Annotated in this window: 20 protein-coding genes; 9 read left to right on the top strand and 11 right to left on the bottom strand. The window is 30.1% G+C overall.

The features are described 5' to 3' along the window. Position 1 precedes the first annotated feature (1 nt). The 11 genes from APR43_RS24505 to APR43_RS14045 form a co-directional block, all read right to left on the bottom strand. Positions 2–163, bottom strand: a complete 162-nt coding sequence (locus APR43_RS24505; RefSeq protein ID WP_165590671.1) for a DUF5908 family protein — start codon at positions 161–163, stop codon at positions 2–4. A 7-nt stretch (positions 164–170) separates the two neighbouring features. Beyond that, on the bottom strand, positions 171–617 hold the full coding sequence (locus APR43_RS14085; RefSeq protein WP_007806489.1) for a phage tail protein: 447 nt from the start codon (positions 615–617) through the stop codon (positions 171–173). Positions 618–619: 2 nt separating this feature from the next. Then, on the bottom strand, positions 620–1,048 hold the full coding sequence (locus APR43_RS14080; protein ID WP_007806487.1) for a phage tail protein: 429 nt from the start codon (positions 1,046–1,048) through the stop codon (positions 620–622). A 28-nt stretch (positions 1,049–1,076) separates the two neighbouring features. Next, entirely contained in the window at positions 1,077–3,173 is a 2,097-nt protein-coding gene (locus tag APR43_RS14075; RefSeq protein ID WP_053470583.1) for a phage tail sheath C-terminal domain-containing protein, read from the bottom strand. 21 nt (positions 3,174–3,194) lie between these two features. Further along, positions 3,195–4,031: a hypothetical protein gene (locus APR43_RS14070; protein ID WP_053470582.1), complete on the bottom strand. Its 837-nt coding sequence runs from the start codon at positions 4,029–4,031 to the stop codon at positions 3,195–3,197. Continuing rightward, positions 4,028–4,630: a DUF4255 domain-containing protein gene (locus tag APR43_RS14065; protein ID WP_053470581.1), complete on the bottom strand. Its 603-nt coding sequence runs from the start codon at positions 4,628–4,630 to the stop codon at positions 4,028–4,030. Before APR43_RS14065 ends, APR43_RS14070 begins: the two co-directional genes overlap by 4 nt. Positions 4,631–5,028: 398 nt before the next feature. Continuing rightward, the gene (locus APR43_RS14060; RefSeq protein ID WP_053470580.1) at positions 5,029–5,895 is read right to left on the bottom strand and encodes a thiopeptide-type bacteriocin biosynthesis protein; all 867 of its coding nucleotides are present in this window, start codon (positions 5,893–5,895) and stop codon (positions 5,029–5,031) included. 2 nt (positions 5,896–5,897) lie between these two features. Beyond that, positions 5,898–8,102, bottom strand: a complete 2,205-nt coding sequence (locus APR43_RS14055) for a lantibiotic dehydratase family protein (RefSeq protein WP_053470579.1) — start codon at positions 8,100–8,102, stop codon at positions 5,898–5,900. After that, the gene (locus APR43_RS14050; RefSeq protein WP_082356374.1) at positions 8,099–9,802 is read right to left on the bottom strand and encodes a S8 family serine peptidase; all 1,704 of its coding nucleotides are present in this window, start codon (positions 9,800–9,802) and stop codon (positions 8,099–8,101) included. The genes APR43_RS14055 and APR43_RS14050 overlap by 4 nt, the downstream gene beginning before the upstream one ends. A 19-nt stretch (positions 9,803–9,821) precedes the next feature. Beyond that, complete coding sequence (locus tag APR43_RS24500) at positions 9,822–9,977, bottom strand: hypothetical protein (RefSeq protein ID WP_165590670.1); 156 nt, start codon at positions 9,975–9,977, stop codon at positions 9,822–9,824. A 134-nt stretch (positions 9,978–10,111) separates the two neighbouring features. Beyond that, positions 10,112–11,827: a helix-turn-helix domain-containing protein gene (locus tag APR43_RS14045; RefSeq protein WP_053470577.1), complete on the bottom strand. Its 1,716-nt coding sequence runs from the start codon at positions 11,825–11,827 to the stop codon at positions 10,112–10,114. Between the two features lie 576 nt (positions 11,828–12,403). On the opposite strand from APR43_RS14045, the gene APR43_RS14040 reads away from it, so the two are divergent. The 9 genes from APR43_RS14040 (at position 12,404) to APR43_RS14020 (ending at position 18,775) form a co-directional block, all read left to right on the top strand. Beyond that, complete coding sequence (locus APR43_RS14040; protein WP_053470576.1) at positions 12,404–14,023, top strand: hypothetical protein; 1,620 nt, start codon at positions 12,404–12,406, stop codon at positions 14,021–14,023. A 12-nt stretch (positions 14,024–14,035) separates the two neighbouring features. Further along, the gene (locus tag APR43_RS14035; protein WP_053470575.1) at positions 14,036–14,578 is read left to right on the top strand and encodes a hypothetical protein; all 543 of its coding nucleotides are present in this window, start codon (positions 14,036–14,038) and stop codon (positions 14,576–14,578) included. A 1-nt stretch (position 14,579) separates the two neighbouring features. Continuing rightward, positions 14,580–15,233: a hypothetical protein gene (locus APR43_RS14030; RefSeq protein ID WP_123959147.1), complete on the top strand. Its 654-nt coding sequence runs from the start codon at positions 14,580–14,582 to the stop codon at positions 15,231–15,233. Positions 15,234–16,133: 900 nt separating this feature from the next. Then, positions 16,134–16,295, top strand: a complete 162-nt coding sequence (locus APR43_RS24495; RefSeq protein ID WP_165590669.1) for a hypothetical protein — start codon at positions 16,134–16,136, stop codon at positions 16,293–16,295. Between the two features lie 31 nt (positions 16,296–16,326). Beyond that, a complete protein-coding gene (locus tag APR43_RS24490; protein WP_165590668.1) occupies positions 16,327–16,467 on the top strand; it encodes a hypothetical protein in 141 nt (46 codons plus the stop codon). An 18-nt stretch (positions 16,468–16,485) separates the two neighbouring features. Beyond that, positions 16,486–16,623, top strand: coding sequence for a hypothetical protein (locus APR43_RS24485; protein WP_165590667.1), 138 nt, complete (start codon positions 16,486–16,488; stop codon positions 16,621–16,623). A 7-nt stretch (positions 16,624–16,630) separates the two neighbouring features. Then, positions 16,631–16,771, top strand: a complete 141-nt coding sequence (locus APR43_RS24480) for a hypothetical protein (RefSeq protein ID WP_165590666.1) — start codon at positions 16,631–16,633, stop codon at positions 16,769–16,771. Between the two features lie 52 nt (positions 16,772–16,823). Then, entirely contained in the window at positions 16,824–17,972 is a 1,149-nt protein-coding gene (locus tag APR43_RS14025) for a hypothetical protein (protein WP_053470573.1), read from the top strand. Further along, entirely contained in the window at positions 17,972–18,775 is an 804-nt protein-coding gene (locus APR43_RS14020; protein ID WP_053470572.1) for a tetratricopeptide repeat protein, read from the top strand. The genes APR43_RS14025 and APR43_RS14020 overlap by 1 nt, the downstream gene beginning before the upstream one ends. Positions 18,776–18,807 lie beyond the last annotated feature (32 nt).

The raw sequence follows: 18,807 nt of genomic DNA, 5'->3' as shown, positions 1-18,807 counted from the left end.
ATCAGCGTTCTTTTTTTCGTTCTATAATTTTCATTACTTGCTCGACACATTCAGCCACATTGTCTTTTTCAGCAGATGATGATGAAGCAGCTGGTTTTGCACCCGAATTTGAATTTTCGCTCACGTTTATTTTAATGTGAAGCTCTTTAATTTCAATTGGCATGGTAAAATTATTTTTTATGAAGCGTGAAATAATTATAAGCAAGCTCAAAGCTTTCAACAACAATTTTGCTTTCTAAAGCACTAAAATCTTCCACCGCCCATTTTACGGGATAGGCATGTATAACTTTCCAGTGCATTAAAGGCTCATGATCCTGATTCAAGAGTTTTACAGTTAAATCGACGGGCTTAAACTCGAAATTTTCTAATGCTTTTCTGCACCATTCAATTACGTCAGAGTCAATAAGTATCCCCCTTTTTAAAACCAAATTGGGATATTTGGTTTTAACGGGAAGTTTGTGTTTGAATCTGTTTTCTCCACCCTCGACAATTTCTTCTGTTTCAAGATCTACGGAAAGTCCTGATACAGATTGAAATTGATGGTCTTTTTCTTTTGTGCCCAGTTGATCAAATTCAACCAGAAAATGAAAGCCTACGGGTGGATAATAGTTAGCCATGACTAGTCATTTTGAATAGATAAACCTTCATGAACCAATTCAATTGATTCGATAGCCACTTCGTTTCCGTCGGCTTTTAAATCAGTCGACTGTACTTTTGTTGGCCATGCATTTTTTACTTTCCAGGTAATCACTGGTTCGTGCTCCTCATTAAGTAATTTGATGGTAATATCCCTTCTTTCGATGGTGTTTAGTTTTACTGTATTCCACCAGGCATAATACTCATTGTCGCTTTTAAAAGTGCCTCTTTTCATAGTAATGTTAGAGTACTTCTGCATACCCGGCATTTTAATTTTGCTGTATTCCGGACTTGCACCCTGACGGTACTCAATAACTTCAGTTTCTACATCTAATCCGGAAACTTCTGTAAACCCTATTTTTGTTCCACCCCAGTCAACTGAGAAATGAAACTTTGGTAATGGATAACTCATGATCTATATTTTTTTAATGATGATTTAATTAAGATTCCTGCATTTTGTGAGAGAAACGAAGAATGATGAACTCAGCCGGACGAACTACTGCCAGACCAATTTCGATGATCATTTTACCGTCTAAAATATCCATAGCAGACATGGTTTGTCCCAGTCCGATTCTAACATAAAAAGCTTGTTCTGGTTTGGCTCCTGCCAAAGCTCCGGCTCTCCATTGAAGAATTAAGAAATTCTCAATCATAGCTCTTACTCTTATCCAGGTATTGGCATCGTTAGGTTCAAAAACAAACTGTTCTGTTGCTTTTTTAATAGATTCTTCGGCCATATTAAAGAAGCGGCGAACCGGTACATAACGCCATTCACTATCGTTACCGGCTAAGGTTCTTGACCCCCAAACCAAGGTTCCTTTACCGGTAAAGGTTCTGATAGCATTGATAGATTTACCTGCAACAGTATCAATATTTAAATTGTCCTGAATGGTATTTGTTATTTGTACGGTTGGTTTTATTACATAGTTCAAACTTACATTTGCAGGAGCTTTCCACACGCCTCTGTCTCTGTCAACTCTGGCATAAACTCCCGCAATAGCAGAGCTTGGTGGAAGTGTTATTGACAGGTTGTAAATTTCAGTAAGTATCTTATTAAAAGTCGCATTGTCGATAGATTCTAAAGTGCTTAATTTTCTTCCGTTTAATGCACCATTATTTACATCTTTTCCGCTAACAGATTTAATAGCATTTACAAGTGAAAGAAGGTTTGCTTTAATACCGGAAAAACTATTTGTAACTATCGTAATTGCAGTTTGAGTATTCAAATCAGTATAGTTTACCAATTTTTTTAATTCCTTATCAAAACTTACAGTATCTGTAGATATAATTTTAAGCATTTTAGCTGGTGTATTCTCATCCTGTATTTTTTTCTTTAATGTTTTTAAGTTTTTATATACAGAATCAATTTTATTTGCAGCAGTAAAATTTGCATTAAATGCAGTCAGAGCACTTGTAATGTTGTTTGCAATAACGGGATCTTCATCAATTGTACTGATTGCTGCATTTGCTTCGTCGTTAAGCGAATTCCTCAAAAGAGATAAACTTTCTAAAGAAATTAACAGAGCATTTAGTTTATCTAAGAAAGCTCCTTTTTTTGCAGGATTACTAACAAAAGTTCCGCCTAAATCAAAACCGGTTGCATCATTGCTGTACATCTGTAAAAGTAAATCACTCATTTGACCGGAAATATCTCCGGGAACAGTATCAACGTCAATCAATTTAGCTACAGTAGCATCAATTCCTGTAGTTGGATTTTCGATAGTTGCCAGTCCTGCAGCGATTTGGTCATACGCTTTTGCCGTATAGGAGAAATGTTTTAATATAATTTTACTGCTGTCAAAAGCATAATCCAATATGGTTTCTAAATGCGGATAATAAACAGCTCCGTATTTAATAGTGTCTTTTTCAGAACTAATTTTATCTCTTAAATCATCTATATTAGTATCTGTTGGACTTGATTCATCATAACTTAAAGTATCAATTAAGGTAAATCTGTCCTGCAGGTTTTGACATTGCATTAATGCATTATTGTATAATCCGTAGAAATCAGTTGTAGTTATGCCGCTTACTTTTGTTGCATCAGGAAATAAAATTAGTGTTGGTTCGTCTACCTTTTCTAATTCTGCTAATCCGTCGTTTAATGCAGTACTGTTATTGATTGCTGTAATCTGAGTGTCTGCCTCATCTAAATCATTTCCATAACGCCCTACCGAAATAATGTAGCAAGGACCACCGCCATTTGCAAAGAACAACTGCAAGGAATAATACATCAAAAAAGGCTGTTTTGAAGTTGGCTGATCTACAACAATAGATCTTGTGTCTCCATTATCTGTTGAAACATCATTAATGGTAACACTAATTGTTGTCTCTGGTTTAGCAAAGCCAAAAAAGCGTTCGTATTCTAAAAGAGATGTTATTCTTGTTGGTTTCAATTTCAAATCTCCATTAATCTTGTTCGTGGCTTTTTCTGTATAACCAATAAAAGCAGGAATCGCTGTCTCTACCTGGGCAACAGAAGGGGGAAACTTTACGATTTCCTCAACATATACTCCAGGCGTTTTGTAAGTTGTTGCCATAATTGAATTGTTTTTTAATTATTAAATAAATATTTCCGAATAGTAATCACTATTGATTTTTGTTATTGATTTTACAGATGGATTTGGGTATTGACTTTCTGCCGGTTGTGCAGGCGTAAAATCGGTAAGCGGGTCAATTTCAACAAAACCGGAGCGTGTTAATGGTTTTGCGGCATTGGTTTTAATTTCGGTTCCAGCTTTACGGTTGATATATTTCCAAAGTGTTTTCCGATTATCAAAATGAATTTTAAAATTTGGGCTTGTCATTTTGCCCAAATTATTTATAATGTTTCCTGAACTGTTGTCGCCTTTAGCTGTGAGCGAAATAATCCCAAAGACATTTTGTTGTTCTGACGGCTGCAGTGTTGAAATTAAATTGACAGTGGTTTCTTCAGATACTAAATACGCATTTGAAATTAGCTTGTTGTCATTTATTTTTGGAAGATATTCAAATGAAACGGGTTCAGTCAATGGTTTGACATTACTGAAAAGATATGCCTGAGTAAGAGCAAAATCAAGATTAGTATAATTTTCAAATTGATAATCGTTTATTTTAATTAAAAACTTTAAGTTCAAATCAACAGGGACTTTTATAAATGGATCCAGTTCATCTTTCACTTTAACGTATACTCCGAAACCTGTTTTGGTTTTTTTGAATATCATTTTGTAGTTTTTAAGTACAATATTGGTTTCCAGAGTTGGTGTTATTGCTGTAAATGCATCTGTATTAAAGGACTGCAGCATTTTTTCTTTATCAGCATTTGTCATGCTTGCAAAAGTTTCTTCTCCGTTATTCAAAAAATAATTATGAAGAAGTGTTACTTCAAATAGCAATTGATATGTAGCAGCAAAACTCATGACTGTTCTTTTCTTTTGGTTGTTCCTGAAAATTCACCAATAACTTGTCCTTCTGCTTGCACAATATTGCGTTCAATTTGTATCATACTCACTTTATATAAAGCAGATGGAAGCTGTTTACCGCCCAATGTTCCCCAGATATAATTTAGTTCTTCAAAAGTGGGAGTATAGAGTTCAACCGTAAATCTAAAGTTGTCTACATTGCTCATTGCGCTAGTGCTCCTGTTAAAGATGGTATTGGCTTGGGTAAAAAGCCTTTTTCCCTGAAAAAATTCAATTATTTTCGAAATATCCTTAAGTGAGTTGATATATTTATCTCTGTTAGCACTAAAAAGTATATACAGATTTAAATTGACGACACTATTTTTATAAATTGTTTTAGTATTTTCAACAGTATGATTTGGGAAGTTTTTTAAAGTAGCTTCTTCGGCTAAGTTGATTACTGTAAGTGCCACGGCATTTTTTAATGCATCGGTGATATCATCATTTTGAGATTCTAAAAAAGCAATATTCTCAGGAACAACAGATTTCTCTAACCCAATTTCGTCGAGATAGTTGTTTACTTGTTCTGAAATTATTTGTATTACTTCAAAAATCATCTTTTGATAAAATTTATTATAAATACTAAATGAAATGTTTACTGAATAAGAATATGATTCAGGCGCAGATTATAATTAGAAATGGGGGCTTCTGACTGTGCTTTAAACTTGGTATGAAAACAAGGCTGATAAGATTTGACTAAATTAGATAAATGCAAGGGTACCAAAAAAGGGGAAAATTCCCCTTTTTTTATTTATTTAAAATATTGGTTTTTAGTTAGTTGTGATGATATTAAGGCTTTGTTTTAATCCTTAGTAATATCAGGGGATTGAAGGAAAGAACATTCAAAAATTTAGGAAAGAAAAGAATTAAAAGTGGTCAAATTTTAGATTTGAAAGATGCATTTAAAAAGCTAATGTATGCAAAAACTAAAATTAAAATGGTGAGGTTCTATTTTTTAGGAGAGAATAATATTTTGTTTTCGATAATTTTTCGATTTATAAAATCTAAACAAATGATCATAAATAATAAGTTCATACATTCTTTGTTTTGAAGTGTATTGTCTATTAATCATCATATGAATATGACTTGCCAAAAAAGATTCTAATGGAATTTCAATTTTAGTTTTGATCTCTAAAGTTTTTTCAGCAATATTTTTAGATTTTTTATTTATAATTTTTGCAATTTCTTTCAAATTATCATTTGAGGTAGTCGATAAAAAATCATTTATTTGAGGATATAATGATTGGTACCTTTTAGACATTTCTTTTTTCTGTTCTTTATCTGTCTCAAATTCTATTTTGAAAGAAGTTTGTAAATTATCCATCAATGATAACTTCTCCATATCTGATAATTTAAAGGAATTTAAAAAAGAATCAATTGCATAAAAGCTAAATAATAGCGGAGTGTCCTGTTTAGTAAATTGAGATTTAAGTTTGATATAGCGTAAAATCATTTTGCTGTCTTCCCAAAAAAGGAATTCAGAATCTAACATTGTATTTTCGCCATATCTTTCTATTTCTCTTTTGTAAGTGTCTGTTTGTATGTTCCAGACTAAATTTTGCTCTAATAGCTCATTAAAAACAGAATAAAAAGATTTAATAACTCTAGTTAGATGTTTTGTATCGCTTATCAAAAAACGAATACGAAGATGCTCTTCTGTATCTCTGTAACGAATAAAGAACCATTTTTGGATGATCTTCTTTTTTTCTAATTTTAAAATGACAGGTTTTAATTTTTCTAATAAAATATAATCAGATGTTTTCACACCGGTATAAATTTTATAATATAACCATTCACTGCCCAGACAAAAATCTCTTTGCATTTTTATGCTTTTTCTTTGTAATAAGAAAGTATAATTTGATTGCAGAAAACAGCATCTTCAGTATTTTGAACTGCTGATTTTTCTGTAAACAAGAATTCTTCCAAAATAGTTTTTTCTTGATTTTTTCCTGATTTTAAAAATAATTCAATAGAAATTTCACTTTCAAAATCATACAAAAGTGTATTGTTAGAATTGCTTAAGGTTACATAGCGTGGAATATTACGCTTTATTCGCCATTCGGAAAACAATAAGATTAAATTGTCTTTATCTATTTTACAGAAACCAATGATTTCATCTTTTTTAATTATCCATTTTGCCTTTGAAAGTATAATTTCATTATAAATTACTCTTGGGAAAAAATTATATTGCGATGCTAAAACTCCCCAATTAAAAGTAGAAACTGGTTTTAAATTTTGTCGTTCCAGATCACATAAAAAATGATAAATAGGTAAAGAATTATTTAAAAAATTATGTGCATTTGATAAACAGGGAAGAATTTCTTTATTCTGTTTTTTAGAGCGAAGTATAACTCTGCCCGACTTAATCGAAATCGATAAATCGTTTAAATCCAGATTGTTTTCTCTCGAAACACCGGGAGCACATAAATAACTAATTTCGTAGTCTCGTAAAATTGGCCTTCTTATAATATTTCCTATTCTTGATTCTGGAATATGTACAATTTCGGCTAAAATTTTATCATCGTGATATTCATCTTCTTTTTGAATAATTTCTTTTGTAAGCTTGTGAATTTGTTTGTTTCCATTGCAAAATCTGCTTAATAATTTTGAAGCACTTGTATTTCCTGTTGATGTAAGAACAATATTGTTTTCATCAAAAACTTCTACAATTACTGAAAAAGTTGTAGGAGAATTTTTAAAATCAGCATCAAAATCCGGAAAATCTTTTTCTGAAAGTACAATAATTTCGTCGTTATTCAGAATACTATTTTGAAGCTTCGCCTGTAAAATAAAATCAGTATTTGTCCATACCTCATTTTTTTCAGATGTGTTTTTTGCTTTAAAAGAATAACTTTCGAGAATTTCATGAATATCATTCATTTCGTGATTTTCATGATAACCAATCCCAATTTCTGTATCTAATACAAAGCTTAAAGGCATTTCTGAAGATTCATATCTTTTGATAAAAGACTTTTTGAAATTTTCAAGATTTACTAATTCCCTGGAAGTCTGAATGCCGTTTAAAAATCGGATTGCTTTTAGTACTTTTTGAGAAACATCGGCATTTAATTTATTATTGAGAGCTGAAACATTTAGATCGGTCTGAAATAGATATTTTTCTTCATACTGAGTTCCAATATTATTGATCGTTTCCCTGATTTTTTCATAACTTCCCTGATTCGTAACCAAGTGTTTATCCAGATGAGAAAGGTTTTTTTGAAGGTCTTTAAAAAAAATAATTTCATTATTTAAGTGTGGAATTTTTTCCAAAATGGAGAAAGTTCTTTTCCATTCATCGTCTCCGGTTATCACGGCATCCAATTCGCTGACTAAAAATTGAAAAACTATTAATTGTGAAATGAATTCAAATGCTTCTTCCTTTTCAGATTCATCTTCTGCTAAAAACGCTATCATTTCGTAGATAGTAATTCCTGATTTTGCTTCAGAAAGAATTTTCTTTAGTAAATCTGATTTACGTATTGCTGAAATAATATGTTCCCGTTTTGTTTCGGCATATTTATATTCAATAAAACGATAAAATTCACCAACTTCGTAAATAGAAGAGTTTGGAAAAAATTTAAGATAAACTGCAATTTCTTTTCTTTTTGCAATATCCTGCAGTAGAGATACCCAATAATGCATATCAAATTGCGTAAAACGGCTGTGATTATTTTCAGTATCTAAAATAATATTTGTTTCAGTATCTAAATTTCCAACAGAACATCCTGCAAACAAACCAAATGGTGTACATCGTGACGAAATTCTCGCCATATACTTTAGAAAAGTAAGTTCGAACGCTTTTTTTTTATCATTAGATAATGTAGAAGTTCCAGACACCCATTTATCTAATCCACTTACTAATTCTGGTGAAGCTAAATTTATTGCTTCTCTAATTATTGGTGTATTGTATAATCTGAATGCTTTCTCTAAAGAATAATTTTCTAATAATTCAAGGTAATTTGACAGGGGAAACAAAGGGGTTCGAAGTACAAATTTCGAAAAGCTTTTTATTTCAAAATGAGGTTTCATTTTTTCTGCCTGCTTACTTTTTCTGCAAGTTTCATAGCATTATATGCATTTAAAACTTTGCCTGATTTAGATAATTCTGTAAATAAAGTTTGCTTGTCTTTTGTTCCCGGAACAATAACTTCGAGGTTATATGTTGTTCCTGAGTCTATTATGATTTGTTTGACCTGCTGTACTTTAAGTTTAGGATAATAAGACCATATAAGAGCGGCTACTCCTGAAACTATTGGAGCAGACAATGAAGTTCCAGAATCTGATTTATATTCATTATCCATAGCTGTTGTATAAATTTGTTCGCCAGGAGCAAACAAGTCTACATTTTGCTTTCCGTAGTTTGAAAAATTCGACACAAATGTTTTGTCTAATCGTGCCGAAACTGACCCAACATTAATAAAATTACCGCTTACTTCAGGTTTACCATCAAAGGTATTATCGCTTGGGTAATAAGGATTTTCATCAACATTGAAACGTTCATTTCCTGATCCGTGTACTAATAAAACATTATGTTTTTCAGCATATTTAAAGGCATCTGAAACCCATTCCTGATGTACTGAAAATTCTTTTCCAAAAGACATGTTAATGACTTTAGCACCATTATCTACAGCGTAATAAATTGCCATTGCAATATCTTTATCATTTTCATCTCCGGAATAAGAAATATTAAGAGGCATAATTTTTACATTTTCTGCCACACCTTTTACTCCTATGGTATTCTGACGGTTTGCCGCTATTATGCCGGCAACTTTTGTGGCATGTCCCTTAAGATTTTTAATTCCTTTTTTAGAGATACTTACATTTCCGCATCCGTATCCTTTTTCTAAAACATTTGGATTATCACCAATTACAAGTCTGTCGTTAAAGTCTTTATTTAAATTTTTATTTACTATCGAATCTAACTCAGCCTCACTTTTTTTAAGAGCTTCAAGAGTGCTCTCGCCATCTTCCATATTAATCATCATATAAAATATTAAAGCTCCCAGATCACGATCATCACTTTCTCGCCTTTGTCTGTAAGTTTTATCATTTATTTTATGTTTTTTATAAAGACTGTCTAATTGCTTATAAGTATAGTCTTCTTTTGGAAAAAAATGCTTTAAGGTATCTTTTACCAAAGGGAAAATTTTAACACTGTGGTTTAAACCACTTAACCATCTGTTGTAATAAATGTTTTCCTTCTCGTTAACTTTTAATGCTCTTTGGTATTCTTTGTAATTAGCTAAATTTTCTGGTTTAATCTGGTCTTCTGTTTTTCCTTTAAATTCAGGATCCCAATGCCTTATAAATCGAACAGATTCAAAGTTTCCCCAGGTAACGTAATCTTCTTTTTTGTTTGATGTGAAATTCCAACCATTTATATCATCTACATAACCATTATTGTCGTCGTCAATATTATTATTAGCGATTTCTTTTTGATTGATCCAAAACTGACCTTTTAAATCTTCATGATTAATATCTAATTGTGTATCTATAACAGCAACGATAACCTGTTGCTTAGATTTTTTTTTGTTTTCACTATACCATTTATTCAATGAAATTCCAGGTATACTGTCTTTTAAATAATCTTTTTGATACCATGTTTCTAATTGTTGAGACGTTAGTTTATTTTTATTAATAATTGGTATAGAAGATGTGACAGGTTCTTGTGAAGACTTACAACCTGATATGAATAGTATGAGTATGAAAATAAATGGGGGAAATTTCATGAGGAAAATTTAAAATATATTAGGTGTTTTTATTGTTTCCTCCAGTTACAACATCTGTAATGGTTTTATCATCTCCGGGTGCATCTCCGCCAACAATAGTTCTTAGGTTTTTTAATTTTGCAACTTCAAATTTTTCTAAATCAAATTTTTTGATTTCTTTTTTGTTTGTTTTCATGGTTTGTTGATTAAATATGTTTTTGCAAATATATAGGTGTATTCTTAAAATGCGGCTTATTGTGGCTTATGTTTATCGGAATTCAGGAATTTCGATAATAATTAGTTTTTAAAACAATGATTATTAGTGTTTTATTATTTGTTGTTCTCTTCCAGCTGTTTTAAGAAATAGGTTGGTTTTATGCCTGTTTTTTTATGAAAAGCAGCCGAAAATGACTCTGCATTATTAAAACCAAATTCAATTGCCAGAGCCTGAATAGTATATTTTCTAAGTTTATGATCCTGCTTCAAACAAGTTAAAGCATGTTCAATTCTTAATTCATTTATATACTGTATAAACGTCTTTTCTTTATAAATATTTACAATTTTAGACACATATTTGTTATTGGTGTCAAAAGATTCAGATATAGTCTGAATTGTAATATTCGAATCTAAAAAACCTTTTGAAGTTTCAAAATCAGTCAATTTTTTTAATATTTGATTAATAATATCTTCATTTATTCCAATAGTATCCGTTTTCGATTTGTTCTCTTCGAAAACTCCAATTTCTTCGAGTTTATTATTTAGTTCAATTTTTTCATCAGATTGCTGCATTATTTTTTCAAAACGAGAGCGATAGCTTTTTTTAAGTTTATATTGATAAATGCTAAAACCAGCCATTAATAATACTATAAAAATTAAAAAACCAATGCTCCAATACGATTTTGTATTGTTTATTTTAAGTGATTTAATGAGGTTTTCTTTTTCCTGCATTAAATTGGGTGTATCATATTCGATGTTTAATTTTTTTGTCAGCTCTTTATAATTGTTTTGTAGAATGCTATCGATATACATATACTTTGTTAAGTATTTTAATTGATTTACCTTATCATTATTATTTTTGAAATAAGAAATTAGATAAGGATAACCACTCATAAATTCAGGAGTAATTCTTTTTGTAACATTATATAAAGAATCTACTTTAATAAAATTTTTAATAGCTTCTTTTTTATTATTCAAACCGGCATAAGCTTTACCGGTATAATAATAACCAGCCAATGTATTTCCTTTATCTTTATAATGTATAACTTTTGGGAGAGCATTATTAATACTATCCAGAGCTTCTCCAAATTTTCTTTTGAAGATTAAATTAGCACCTTCATTTAAGGTAAAAAGAGCATTTAATAATTGGTTATTTGTTGCTTTTGTTTCAATAAATCCTTTTTTATTATAATAAGTTGCAGAATCTGAAATACTTAAAGCTTTGTATGCATCTGCAAGACCAAAAAGGACCAATTGATACGGATAAGAATAATTTGTTGATCTGACTTTTTTATCATTATAATAGTTGTAGCATTCTTTATACAAAACAAGAGCTTCTTTTACTTCCCCTAATTCTTCAGATTTTAAGGCTGCAATAGTAAATTTTGTCTCATAATATAAATCCGGATTATTTTTTTTAGCAATATTTTCAGCTATTAAAAAATTATCTATTGCTTCCTTATACTTAAATTGTTTTTTATAAATATGACCTTTTCCTGAATAGGCATAAGCAGGGAATTTTGGATCTGATAGCTCTTTTGTATAAAAAATAGCACTATCTAAGTAAACTATAGCTTTTTCATTTTCTGATAATAATGAAAGTAAAAAGTATCCTCTTGCTCTTTCGACAGGTTTATTTTCGCTTTTCGCTTTGTTTAAATAAGCATTTGCATAAGGCAGCTGTTTTGCACTTTTGTTTTCGTTTTTCCAATAAAGTTCCTTTAAATCTTCAAATGAAAGTTTTGTTAAATTCTTATTTATCGTCTGCGAATGTAGGTGGCTAGAAAATAATAATAAAAATAGTGGTAATAGAAATTTAGAATAAGGCATAAAGATCAGTTTCGTACAAAAATATAGTATAAGTTCAGAAACACAAGTCGAAATTTAATAAAAACAATATTTTTATATTGTATTGTCTTTCAGTTGTTTATGTTTTTGTTTTAACTGTATTCCTGAATTACGTGCCGAAATTCCTGAATTCAGATGTACATAGTTTGTGCAGTGTAAGAGCATTATATAGTTTTGGCTGCAGAAAAAACAAGATTTTATTTTGATCCAAGTTGGTAATAAAGAAAAAACTGTTTTTACTAAATCTAAGATTTTTTTAGCTCTATCTATTTCCACATTATTTAGTCATCAATTAATTGTCCGGACATTTAATATTAGTCTATAAAACAAGGTCTGATATCTTGGAATATAATTTCAAAATGAAAATAATCTTAAAAAATATAGCTAATAGATTGAATTGTAGAGATTAAAAAGCTAATAAAAGTTTGAATGCAATGTGTAATATTTTGCAAATGGCCAGTTGTAAGAGAAAAACATTTAAACAACAGTTGTGATAATTGGACAGGGAAACCTGTATAATTAATTTAATAATCAGTAATACTAAAGAAATATAAAATTATGAAAAATGAATATTTAAAATTTTCTGCGGGAAATTTAGTATGTTTGGTTGCCTTATTAGGAATAATTACACTAGCCAGCTGCGAAAATGATTTTGACAAAACCGAAAGCAATGATGCGAGCGCAGCGCTTGAAGAAATCGAAGTAGTTGATGATAATACAGTTAAAATTGAAAGTAAAGCAAGTTTGTTAACCATTTTTAAATCATACAAAGAAAATGTCGCTAACCAAAACAATTTTAATGATAAAATCAGAAAAATCCAGAACAAAGGTTTTAAATCCTTAACGCCTCTTTTCCGTGAAGGTGATAGCGAAGGTGTCCAAAAATTTGTGTTAGAAAAAAAGAAAAGAATTGCAAAGAGAAATGTTGAATTTGGAATTACCTCAAAACCAGGAGCAAATGAAGAAGTTGCTCTGGATGATGAATTGATTTCAGACCCGTTACTTTCTTCTCTTTTAAATGAAAACAGAGAAATCATTGTTGGTGACAGCTTGTATAAATATACAGAAACAGGGCTTTATTTTTGCCACGTAAATAACAAACAAAAGTTGTACGATTATTTAAATAAAACCAGTGTTACTAGTAGAATGAGTAAATTTACAAAAACGAGGATGACTGGTAAAGCAATGCCTCAAGTTGTAGTAGCTGATGATGGAATTAATCAATTTTTGCCTACACCGGCTTATATTCAGCCTATCGACCCTGGAAGTGGCGGAGGCGGCGGAGGCGGATATACTCCACCAGCTCCACCTGTTACTACAAGTCCAAAATTAATCAAACAAAATCTTGAGATTTCTTACATAGAAAAAAATAGTATTTGGGAAAAAGTTTTTGGTGCTTCTGATAAAGCTGAAGATTATTATAGCGATAACAGACGTATACAAGTAAGTTTCTGGAATCAAAATTATTATTTATTTTCATCGGTTGGCTGCAGCGCCAGACTTCAAAAAAGAGAAAAAACATTAGGAGTATCCTATTGGGAAAAATCGTATGCAGATATTATAGAATTAGGGGTAAATGATGTACAATATGATTACAAGTTTAATACTCCTGTTTATAATCAGGGAAGTTATAATTATAGTACAGTTTTTTTTGAATATAAAGGTGTAAAATACAATATTGATGGAAAGATTATTACTAAACTACCAACAGATGGTCCTAGATTTATTTTTGATACCGGAGATCCAGAGGAAGGTTTAACAATATTTATTCACAATAATGAATATGATTTACTTACAGCCAAGGAATTAAATAAAGCTATAGATGTGCTGGCTAAAGCATTTGCTACTAAGATGCCATCAACAGTTGATAAAGTGCTATTAAATGACAAAATAAAAAATGAAAGTTTAAAATATAATGTCCTTAAGGCTCCTTCTCTGAGTAATACGGTTACTTTTAAAACGCAAAATGTTAAATGGAGCCGAAATGACGATAATGCAATCACCAATTATTTTGATTTTAATTTTCTTCTTACCTGGAAAAGTACTTATGAAAATACTGAGGATTATTTAAACGGGCTTAAGGGCGCAACTTCATACTCAAATGTTTCTATAGATCTTTATGGAGCAGCTCTTCACAATGGAGAATGGAGAGGAAGAAGATTATTGTTAAGTAATTAATATATTTAAAATATGAAAATTAGGTTTAGTTTTTTATTACTATTAGCTTTTATAGTAAATGTTCATTCTCAGGATGCAACTACCAGTGTATCAAAGAATCAGTTTAAGGTAAATGTTTTATTTCCGGGCTTTGTTTATGAACATGGTTTTACAGAAAAAAACACACTCTATTCAGAAGTAAGTTTGGGATTTGGATATCGAAAAAGTAGTTATTATTATGAATCGACCTGGTCATTTTATCCTATGATTAATGAACAGTTTCGTCATTATTATAATTTAGAAAAAAGAGCTGATAAAGGTAAAAGAACAGCCTATAATTCAGGGAATTTTTTAGCATTAAATGCAACCTATAATTTTAAGCCAATCTCGACCAATAACAACTTTGGCGAATATGCTCCATCATTTACCCTGGCACCAGTATGGGGACTTCAACGTACATACAATGGGAAACTAAATTTGGAACTGCATTTGGGAGCAGGCATAAATGTTGATAAATATAATACAGAATTTGCTCCCGTTGCTAACTTCACTTTAGGGTGGGTAATTGGTAAATAATATGAGAAAGAAGATATTAATAATCGTGCTTTTACTATGTTATCATTATAGCAATTCGCAAATTGTGCGTCCTTATGCAGGGTTTGTAACTTATTTGCATACTGATTTTTCGAGTTCGGTTTTTCTGAGTTTAAAAACTGGGGGGGAATTTAAATTACTGAAAAACCTGAGACCGGAGATTGAAGTAAGCGGCATAATAGGTGCTCCTGAAGAGTTTGAAAGAAAAACTGAAAACAATATAGTTTACGAAAAATATTCAAGCTCTGCTACTGCTGTAAATTTTAGTATTTGCCCTAAAATAATTTTAGGAAATACAGATGAACTGAGTTCTTATTTTGTAATTCTTCCTAAATATTCAATTTCTAATATTGAAGCACATGGAAAAAGAGAAACTTTTAATAATGCAGGATTAGTAGTTAAAAATGATACTAAAATTGAAAAAGTATGGGACCAATCCTTTGGAATTGGGATAGGTTATAATTTTAACCTTTCAGATGAAAATCCTGACTCTCTATGTATTATTCTTGATCTTCAAGGAGTTGAATTAGGAAAAGCATTAGACAAAGTACGTGAAAGTGAAAGCAGAATAACCACCAAATGGACTTTTGGACTTGGATTTAATTATTATTTCAATTTAAAAAAGAAAAAAAGTTAAAAATCCCCGTCTAAGTTATTGGAAGAGAAATAGCTTAAAGCATTTATAAAAGAGACAACTTTTGGGTTGTCTCTTTTTTTGCATTAGAAGTACGAACACCACAAAAAAACCTATTTCATAATAAAATAGGTTTTTTATTTTTTGTCCGTTACAGAATGCTTTAATTGATGTAAGCATGGATTTTCGCAGCGTAAATTAAAAAGGTGAAAATTGATTTTATTTTGAAAAACGGATCTGTTTTTTTCTTTAAAATCAAATTTATTTTCCAATAGCAAATAATATCCAGATCGCTATTTTCTATGTCTATATTAATCTAAATCCTTACAGTTACAATTAATTTTTAAATTCAGTAAGAGGCTAAATAAATCTTATTTTGGGTTAAGATTTTAAATGTTGAAGTTGTTTTATGTTTCTCTTTTTAAATATTCGATATTAATAAAATCTAATATTCTTATGTACAGTAATTTTTTCAAAAAAAATCATCTTCACAAGAATTACTCTTTAAATAATATAAAAACATTTTGTCTTAACTTATTGGTTTTTAAATATTTATGTTTTTTGTTGTGAGAAATTCAGGAATTACGTATCGGAATTCCCGAATTCCGATTTACATAGTTTGTAACAGATAACACGTTTATATAGTTTTGGCTTGAAAATCTGACATGCCTTGTTTTAGAAATTATTTATGATAACTGTTTCTGATGTCATATCATTTTTTACTTCATTATTGATCTCCAAAGTAAATAGCATAAAGATTTTGAAATAAACAATTCGTACAATTTAATTACTAAGTATTTTACAAATGGCCAGTTGTAAAAGAAATGTATCTAAATAGCGCTTGCAAGCAAAACTATGGCAAGTTTTATATGCCGATATTATTAATATTTAAAATTTGAAATTATGAAATTAAGTTTAGAAGCTCTTCAGGAAAGAATTCAAACAGTTGCTTCAACAGAATTGATGGAGTCAATTTCAGGAGGAAAGGCAAGTGATTGCCATACAGGTGGTGACGTTATAACGGACTGGTTGGGGGACTTTGGACCTTATGAGTTACCATATTAATAAAATACATTAACAATTTAAAAAAAAAATTATGAAATTAAGTTTTGACAGTTTAAAAGAAAAAGCAGAAGCAGTTGTTTCTCAAGAGCTATTAAGTACAATAAGCGGTGGAATTCAGGACGATTGTCACGAATTTACTGAATTAGCAAAAAGACCACACCTTATTCAATAATTATATAAATCAATCAATATGAAATTAAGTTTAGACGCTTTAAAAGAAAAAGCAGAAGCAACAGCTTCAAATGAGTTATTAAATTCAATCGTAGGGGGTAATGCAAGTGGCTGTCACATAATTGCCAAAGTAGGAGATTTAATCATATATAAATAAAAACACTATGAAATTAAGTTTAGAAGCTTTAAAAGTTAAAGCAGAAGCAACAGCTTCTGATGAATTATTAAATTCAATCGTAGGTGGTAATGCAAGTGGTTGTCATGTAATTGCCCAAGTAGGAGATTTGATCATTTATCAAAAATAATTATTTTTTCAAGAGGTTGATTTTATCAGCCTCTTGAAATAAAAAAAAGACAATGAAAAAGTATAAAGAAATTAATGCAAATCAAACAGAAATAATAAATACCATCAAATTATTAATCTATAAAGAAAATCCAGGCTTATTAGAAAAAATAAATTTTGATGATGATGAATTATTTCTTGAACCGTTATTATTCTCGTACTTTAATTATAAAATGGATAATTCTTTGCCAAATAAATTTTTGACAGAGTTTATGCAAGGCTATTTTGTAAATAAAGAAGAGTTGGAAATTAATTATTCCTTTAATGAAAATGAGATTGCGTATCTGCCAAAATTGGGATATTTTAAAAAAAATGAACCGGCTTTTTTTGAACCGATACATATAATTGAAAATTCAAACATTGAAGTGTTCAGGCATTCAATTAATTTGCTTAGAAATGTTTTTACAGATGGGTCTGGAAATGTGATACCAGATTTTGATATAACTTTTGATAATTCTTTATTGGAGAAAAACATATCGTATTTAACTAATGCAGTTTCCTTTATAAAAGAAGATTCAAAAGAATATTATGAAATAATCGAGAAATGCTGCAAAAAAATACTGCTTTTTAAAACAGATCCCGGTAATACTAATTCGTTTGCTACTATAAAAGCACACGGAGTTGCATTTTTTAATGTTTATCAGGACGATTATGATGAAGTTTTCTTTATAGATGATATTGCCCATCAAACCGGTCATATTATTTTGACAACATTATTCCATAATCGTAAAGCTATATTTAAAATAGATGAGGAACAAAATGTAGAAGATCTCTTAAAATTAAAAGATCACAGAACGGTATATATACTTCTTCATGCATTGTATACTTACTACACTACATTACTTTGTTTGGATAATTCATTGGCAAAAAACAGATTTAATAAAAGACAAGAAAAAGAGGCTATTGGAAGAATAGGTTTTTATCTAAATAAATGTTCTAATGACTTGAATCGATTTGAAAAAATAAATGATTTGTATAGTGGAATAGAAAATGTTCTAACAAATGAAGGCAAAGAGATATATGATATCATAAGGCAAAAATATTCTGAAGCTGTTCAAAAATGGCAGACTACAATAAGCGGGTTTGATTATAATAATCAGACTTATAATTTCGCATTTAAAAATTTTGATGCTTTAAATACATTAGAAAAAACTCAATCATAATGAAAAACATTTTATTAATTATTTTAATTCATATTTCGCAGTTTATTTATCCTCAACTTAATCAGGAAATAAAGAAGAAACAAGACGCTATAATTTTAGAGCATCTAACGAATTGTGCAGAACACTATAATTATAACTTTCAAATGGCCGAATGGCAAAACTGTTTAGATGAAGGTTTAAAAAAAGACAGTACAATTGCTTCTTTATGGCAGGAAAAAGCAATGCCTTATTTTAAAGCCAGAAAATATGAAATAGGAATGCAGTATGTTGATAAAGCGGTTCAATACGATCCGCAAGAATGGCAGTCTTATCGCGCTTTTATAAAATGCATTTTTGTTAAAACCTACAAAGATGCAATTGCAGACTTTCAGGATTGTATAAATAAATATGGCGACGGTTACAGAATGGATCATAAATACAGCTTCTACATAGGGCTGTGTTATTTACAATTGAATGAGTACGAAAAAGCTGAAAAAATATTTAAAGAATATAACGACGATTTATTTAAAAATAGACAAAGTTTAGAACATCCTACAGCTTTATTTTACTATGGAATTGCAAAATATGAGTTGAAAAAATGGGATGAAGCAATTGCCTTATTTGATAAAGCATTGAAGATTTATCCCAATTTTTCAGATGCAAAATATTACAGAGCAATATGTTTGGCAAGATTAGGAGCTAAAGATGAGGAGGTTAAAGCCTTGTTTAAAGATGCAAAAGAAGATGCAAAACTTGGATATACCATAAATGAAGATAATACTATATACGAAACATATCCATACCAGGTAAGATGGAAATTTTAATATAGAAGCCTTTAGCATTTTAGTTTAAAGAA

Origin of the sequence: Flavobacterium sp. NLM, assembly GCF_002210235.1 — a bacterium.
Classification (GTDB): Bacteria; Bacteroidota; Bacteroidia; order Flavobacteriales; family Flavobacteriaceae; genus Flavobacterium; species Flavobacterium panici.
Note: the sequence above shows the minus strand (reverse complement) of the source record. Positions and strands in the feature narration are given on the sequence as shown.

What these genes read in the sequence shown, in the direction of transcription:
- APR43_RS14075 (WP_053470583.1), bottom strand. Translation starts at nt 3,173, where the DNA reads ATGGCAACAACTTACAAAACGCCTGGAGTATATGTTGAGGAAATCGTA.
- APR43_RS24485 (WP_165590667.1), top strand. Translation starts at nt 16,486, where the DNA reads ATGAAATTAAGTTTAGACGCTTTAAAAGAAAAAGCAGAAGCAACAGCT.
- APR43_RS14020 (WP_053470572.1), top strand. Translation starts at nt 17,972, where the DNA reads ATGAAAAACATTTTATTAATTATTTTAATTCATATTTCGCAGTTTATT.
- APR43_RS24490 (WP_165590668.1), top strand. Translation starts at nt 16,327, where the DNA reads ATGAAATTAAGTTTTGACAGTTTAAAAGAAAAAGCAGAAGCAGTTGTT.
- APR43_RS14085 (WP_007806489.1), bottom strand. Translation starts at nt 617, where the DNA reads ATGGCTAACTATTATCCACCCGTAGGCTTTCATTTTCTGGTTGAATTT.
- APR43_RS24495 (WP_165590669.1), top strand. Translation starts at nt 16,134, where the DNA reads ATGAAATTAAGTTTAGAAGCTCTTCAGGAAAGAATTCAAACAGTTGCT.
- APR43_RS14050 (WP_082356374.1), bottom strand. Translation starts at nt 9,802, where the DNA reads ATGAAATTTCCCCCATTTATTTTCATACTCATACTATTCATATCAGGT.
- APR43_RS14025 (WP_053470573.1), top strand. Translation starts at nt 16,824, where the DNA reads ATGAAAAAGTATAAAGAAATTAATGCAAATCAAACAGAAATAATAAAT.
- APR43_RS14060 (WP_053470580.1), bottom strand. Translation starts at nt 5,895, where the DNA reads ATGCAAAGAGATTTTTGTCTGGGCAGTGAATGGTTATATTATAAAATT.
- APR43_RS14070 (WP_053470582.1), bottom strand. Translation starts at nt 4,031, where the DNA reads ATGAGTTTTGCTGCTACATATCAATTGCTATTTGAAGTAACACTTCTT.
- APR43_RS24505 (WP_165590671.1), bottom strand. Translation starts at nt 163, where the DNA reads ATGCCAATTGAAATTAAAGAGCTTCACATTAAAATAAACGTGAGCGAA.
- APR43_RS14040 (WP_053470576.1), top strand. Translation starts at nt 12,404, where the DNA reads ATGAAAAATGAATATTTAAAATTTTCTGCGGGAAATTTAGTATGTTTG.
- APR43_RS14055 (WP_053470579.1), bottom strand. Translation starts at nt 8,102, where the DNA reads ATGAAACCTCATTTTGAAATAAAAAGCTTTTCGAAATTTGTACTTCGA.
- APR43_RS24480 (WP_165590666.1), top strand. Translation starts at nt 16,631, where the DNA reads ATGAAATTAAGTTTAGAAGCTTTAAAAGTTAAAGCAGAAGCAACAGCT.
- APR43_RS24500 (WP_165590670.1), bottom strand. Translation starts at nt 9,977, where the DNA reads ATGAAAACAAACAAAAAAGAAATCAAAAAATTTGATTTAGAAAAATTT.
- APR43_RS14035 (WP_053470575.1), top strand. Translation starts at nt 14,036, where the DNA reads ATGAAAATTAGGTTTAGTTTTTTATTACTATTAGCTTTTATAGTAAAT.
- APR43_RS14030 (WP_123959147.1), top strand. Translation starts at nt 14,580, where the DNA reads ATGAGAAAGAAGATATTAATAATCGTGCTTTTACTATGTTATCATTAT.
- APR43_RS14045 (WP_053470577.1), bottom strand. Translation starts at nt 11,827, where the DNA reads ATGCCTTATTCTAAATTTCTATTACCACTATTTTTATTATTATTTTCT.
- APR43_RS14065 (WP_053470581.1), bottom strand. Translation starts at nt 4,630, where the DNA reads ATGATTTTTGAAGTAATACAAATAATTTCAGAACAAGTAAACAACTAT.
- APR43_RS14080 (WP_007806487.1), bottom strand. Translation starts at nt 1,048, where the DNA reads ATGAGTTATCCATTACCAAAGTTTCATTTCTCAGTTGACTGGGGTGGA.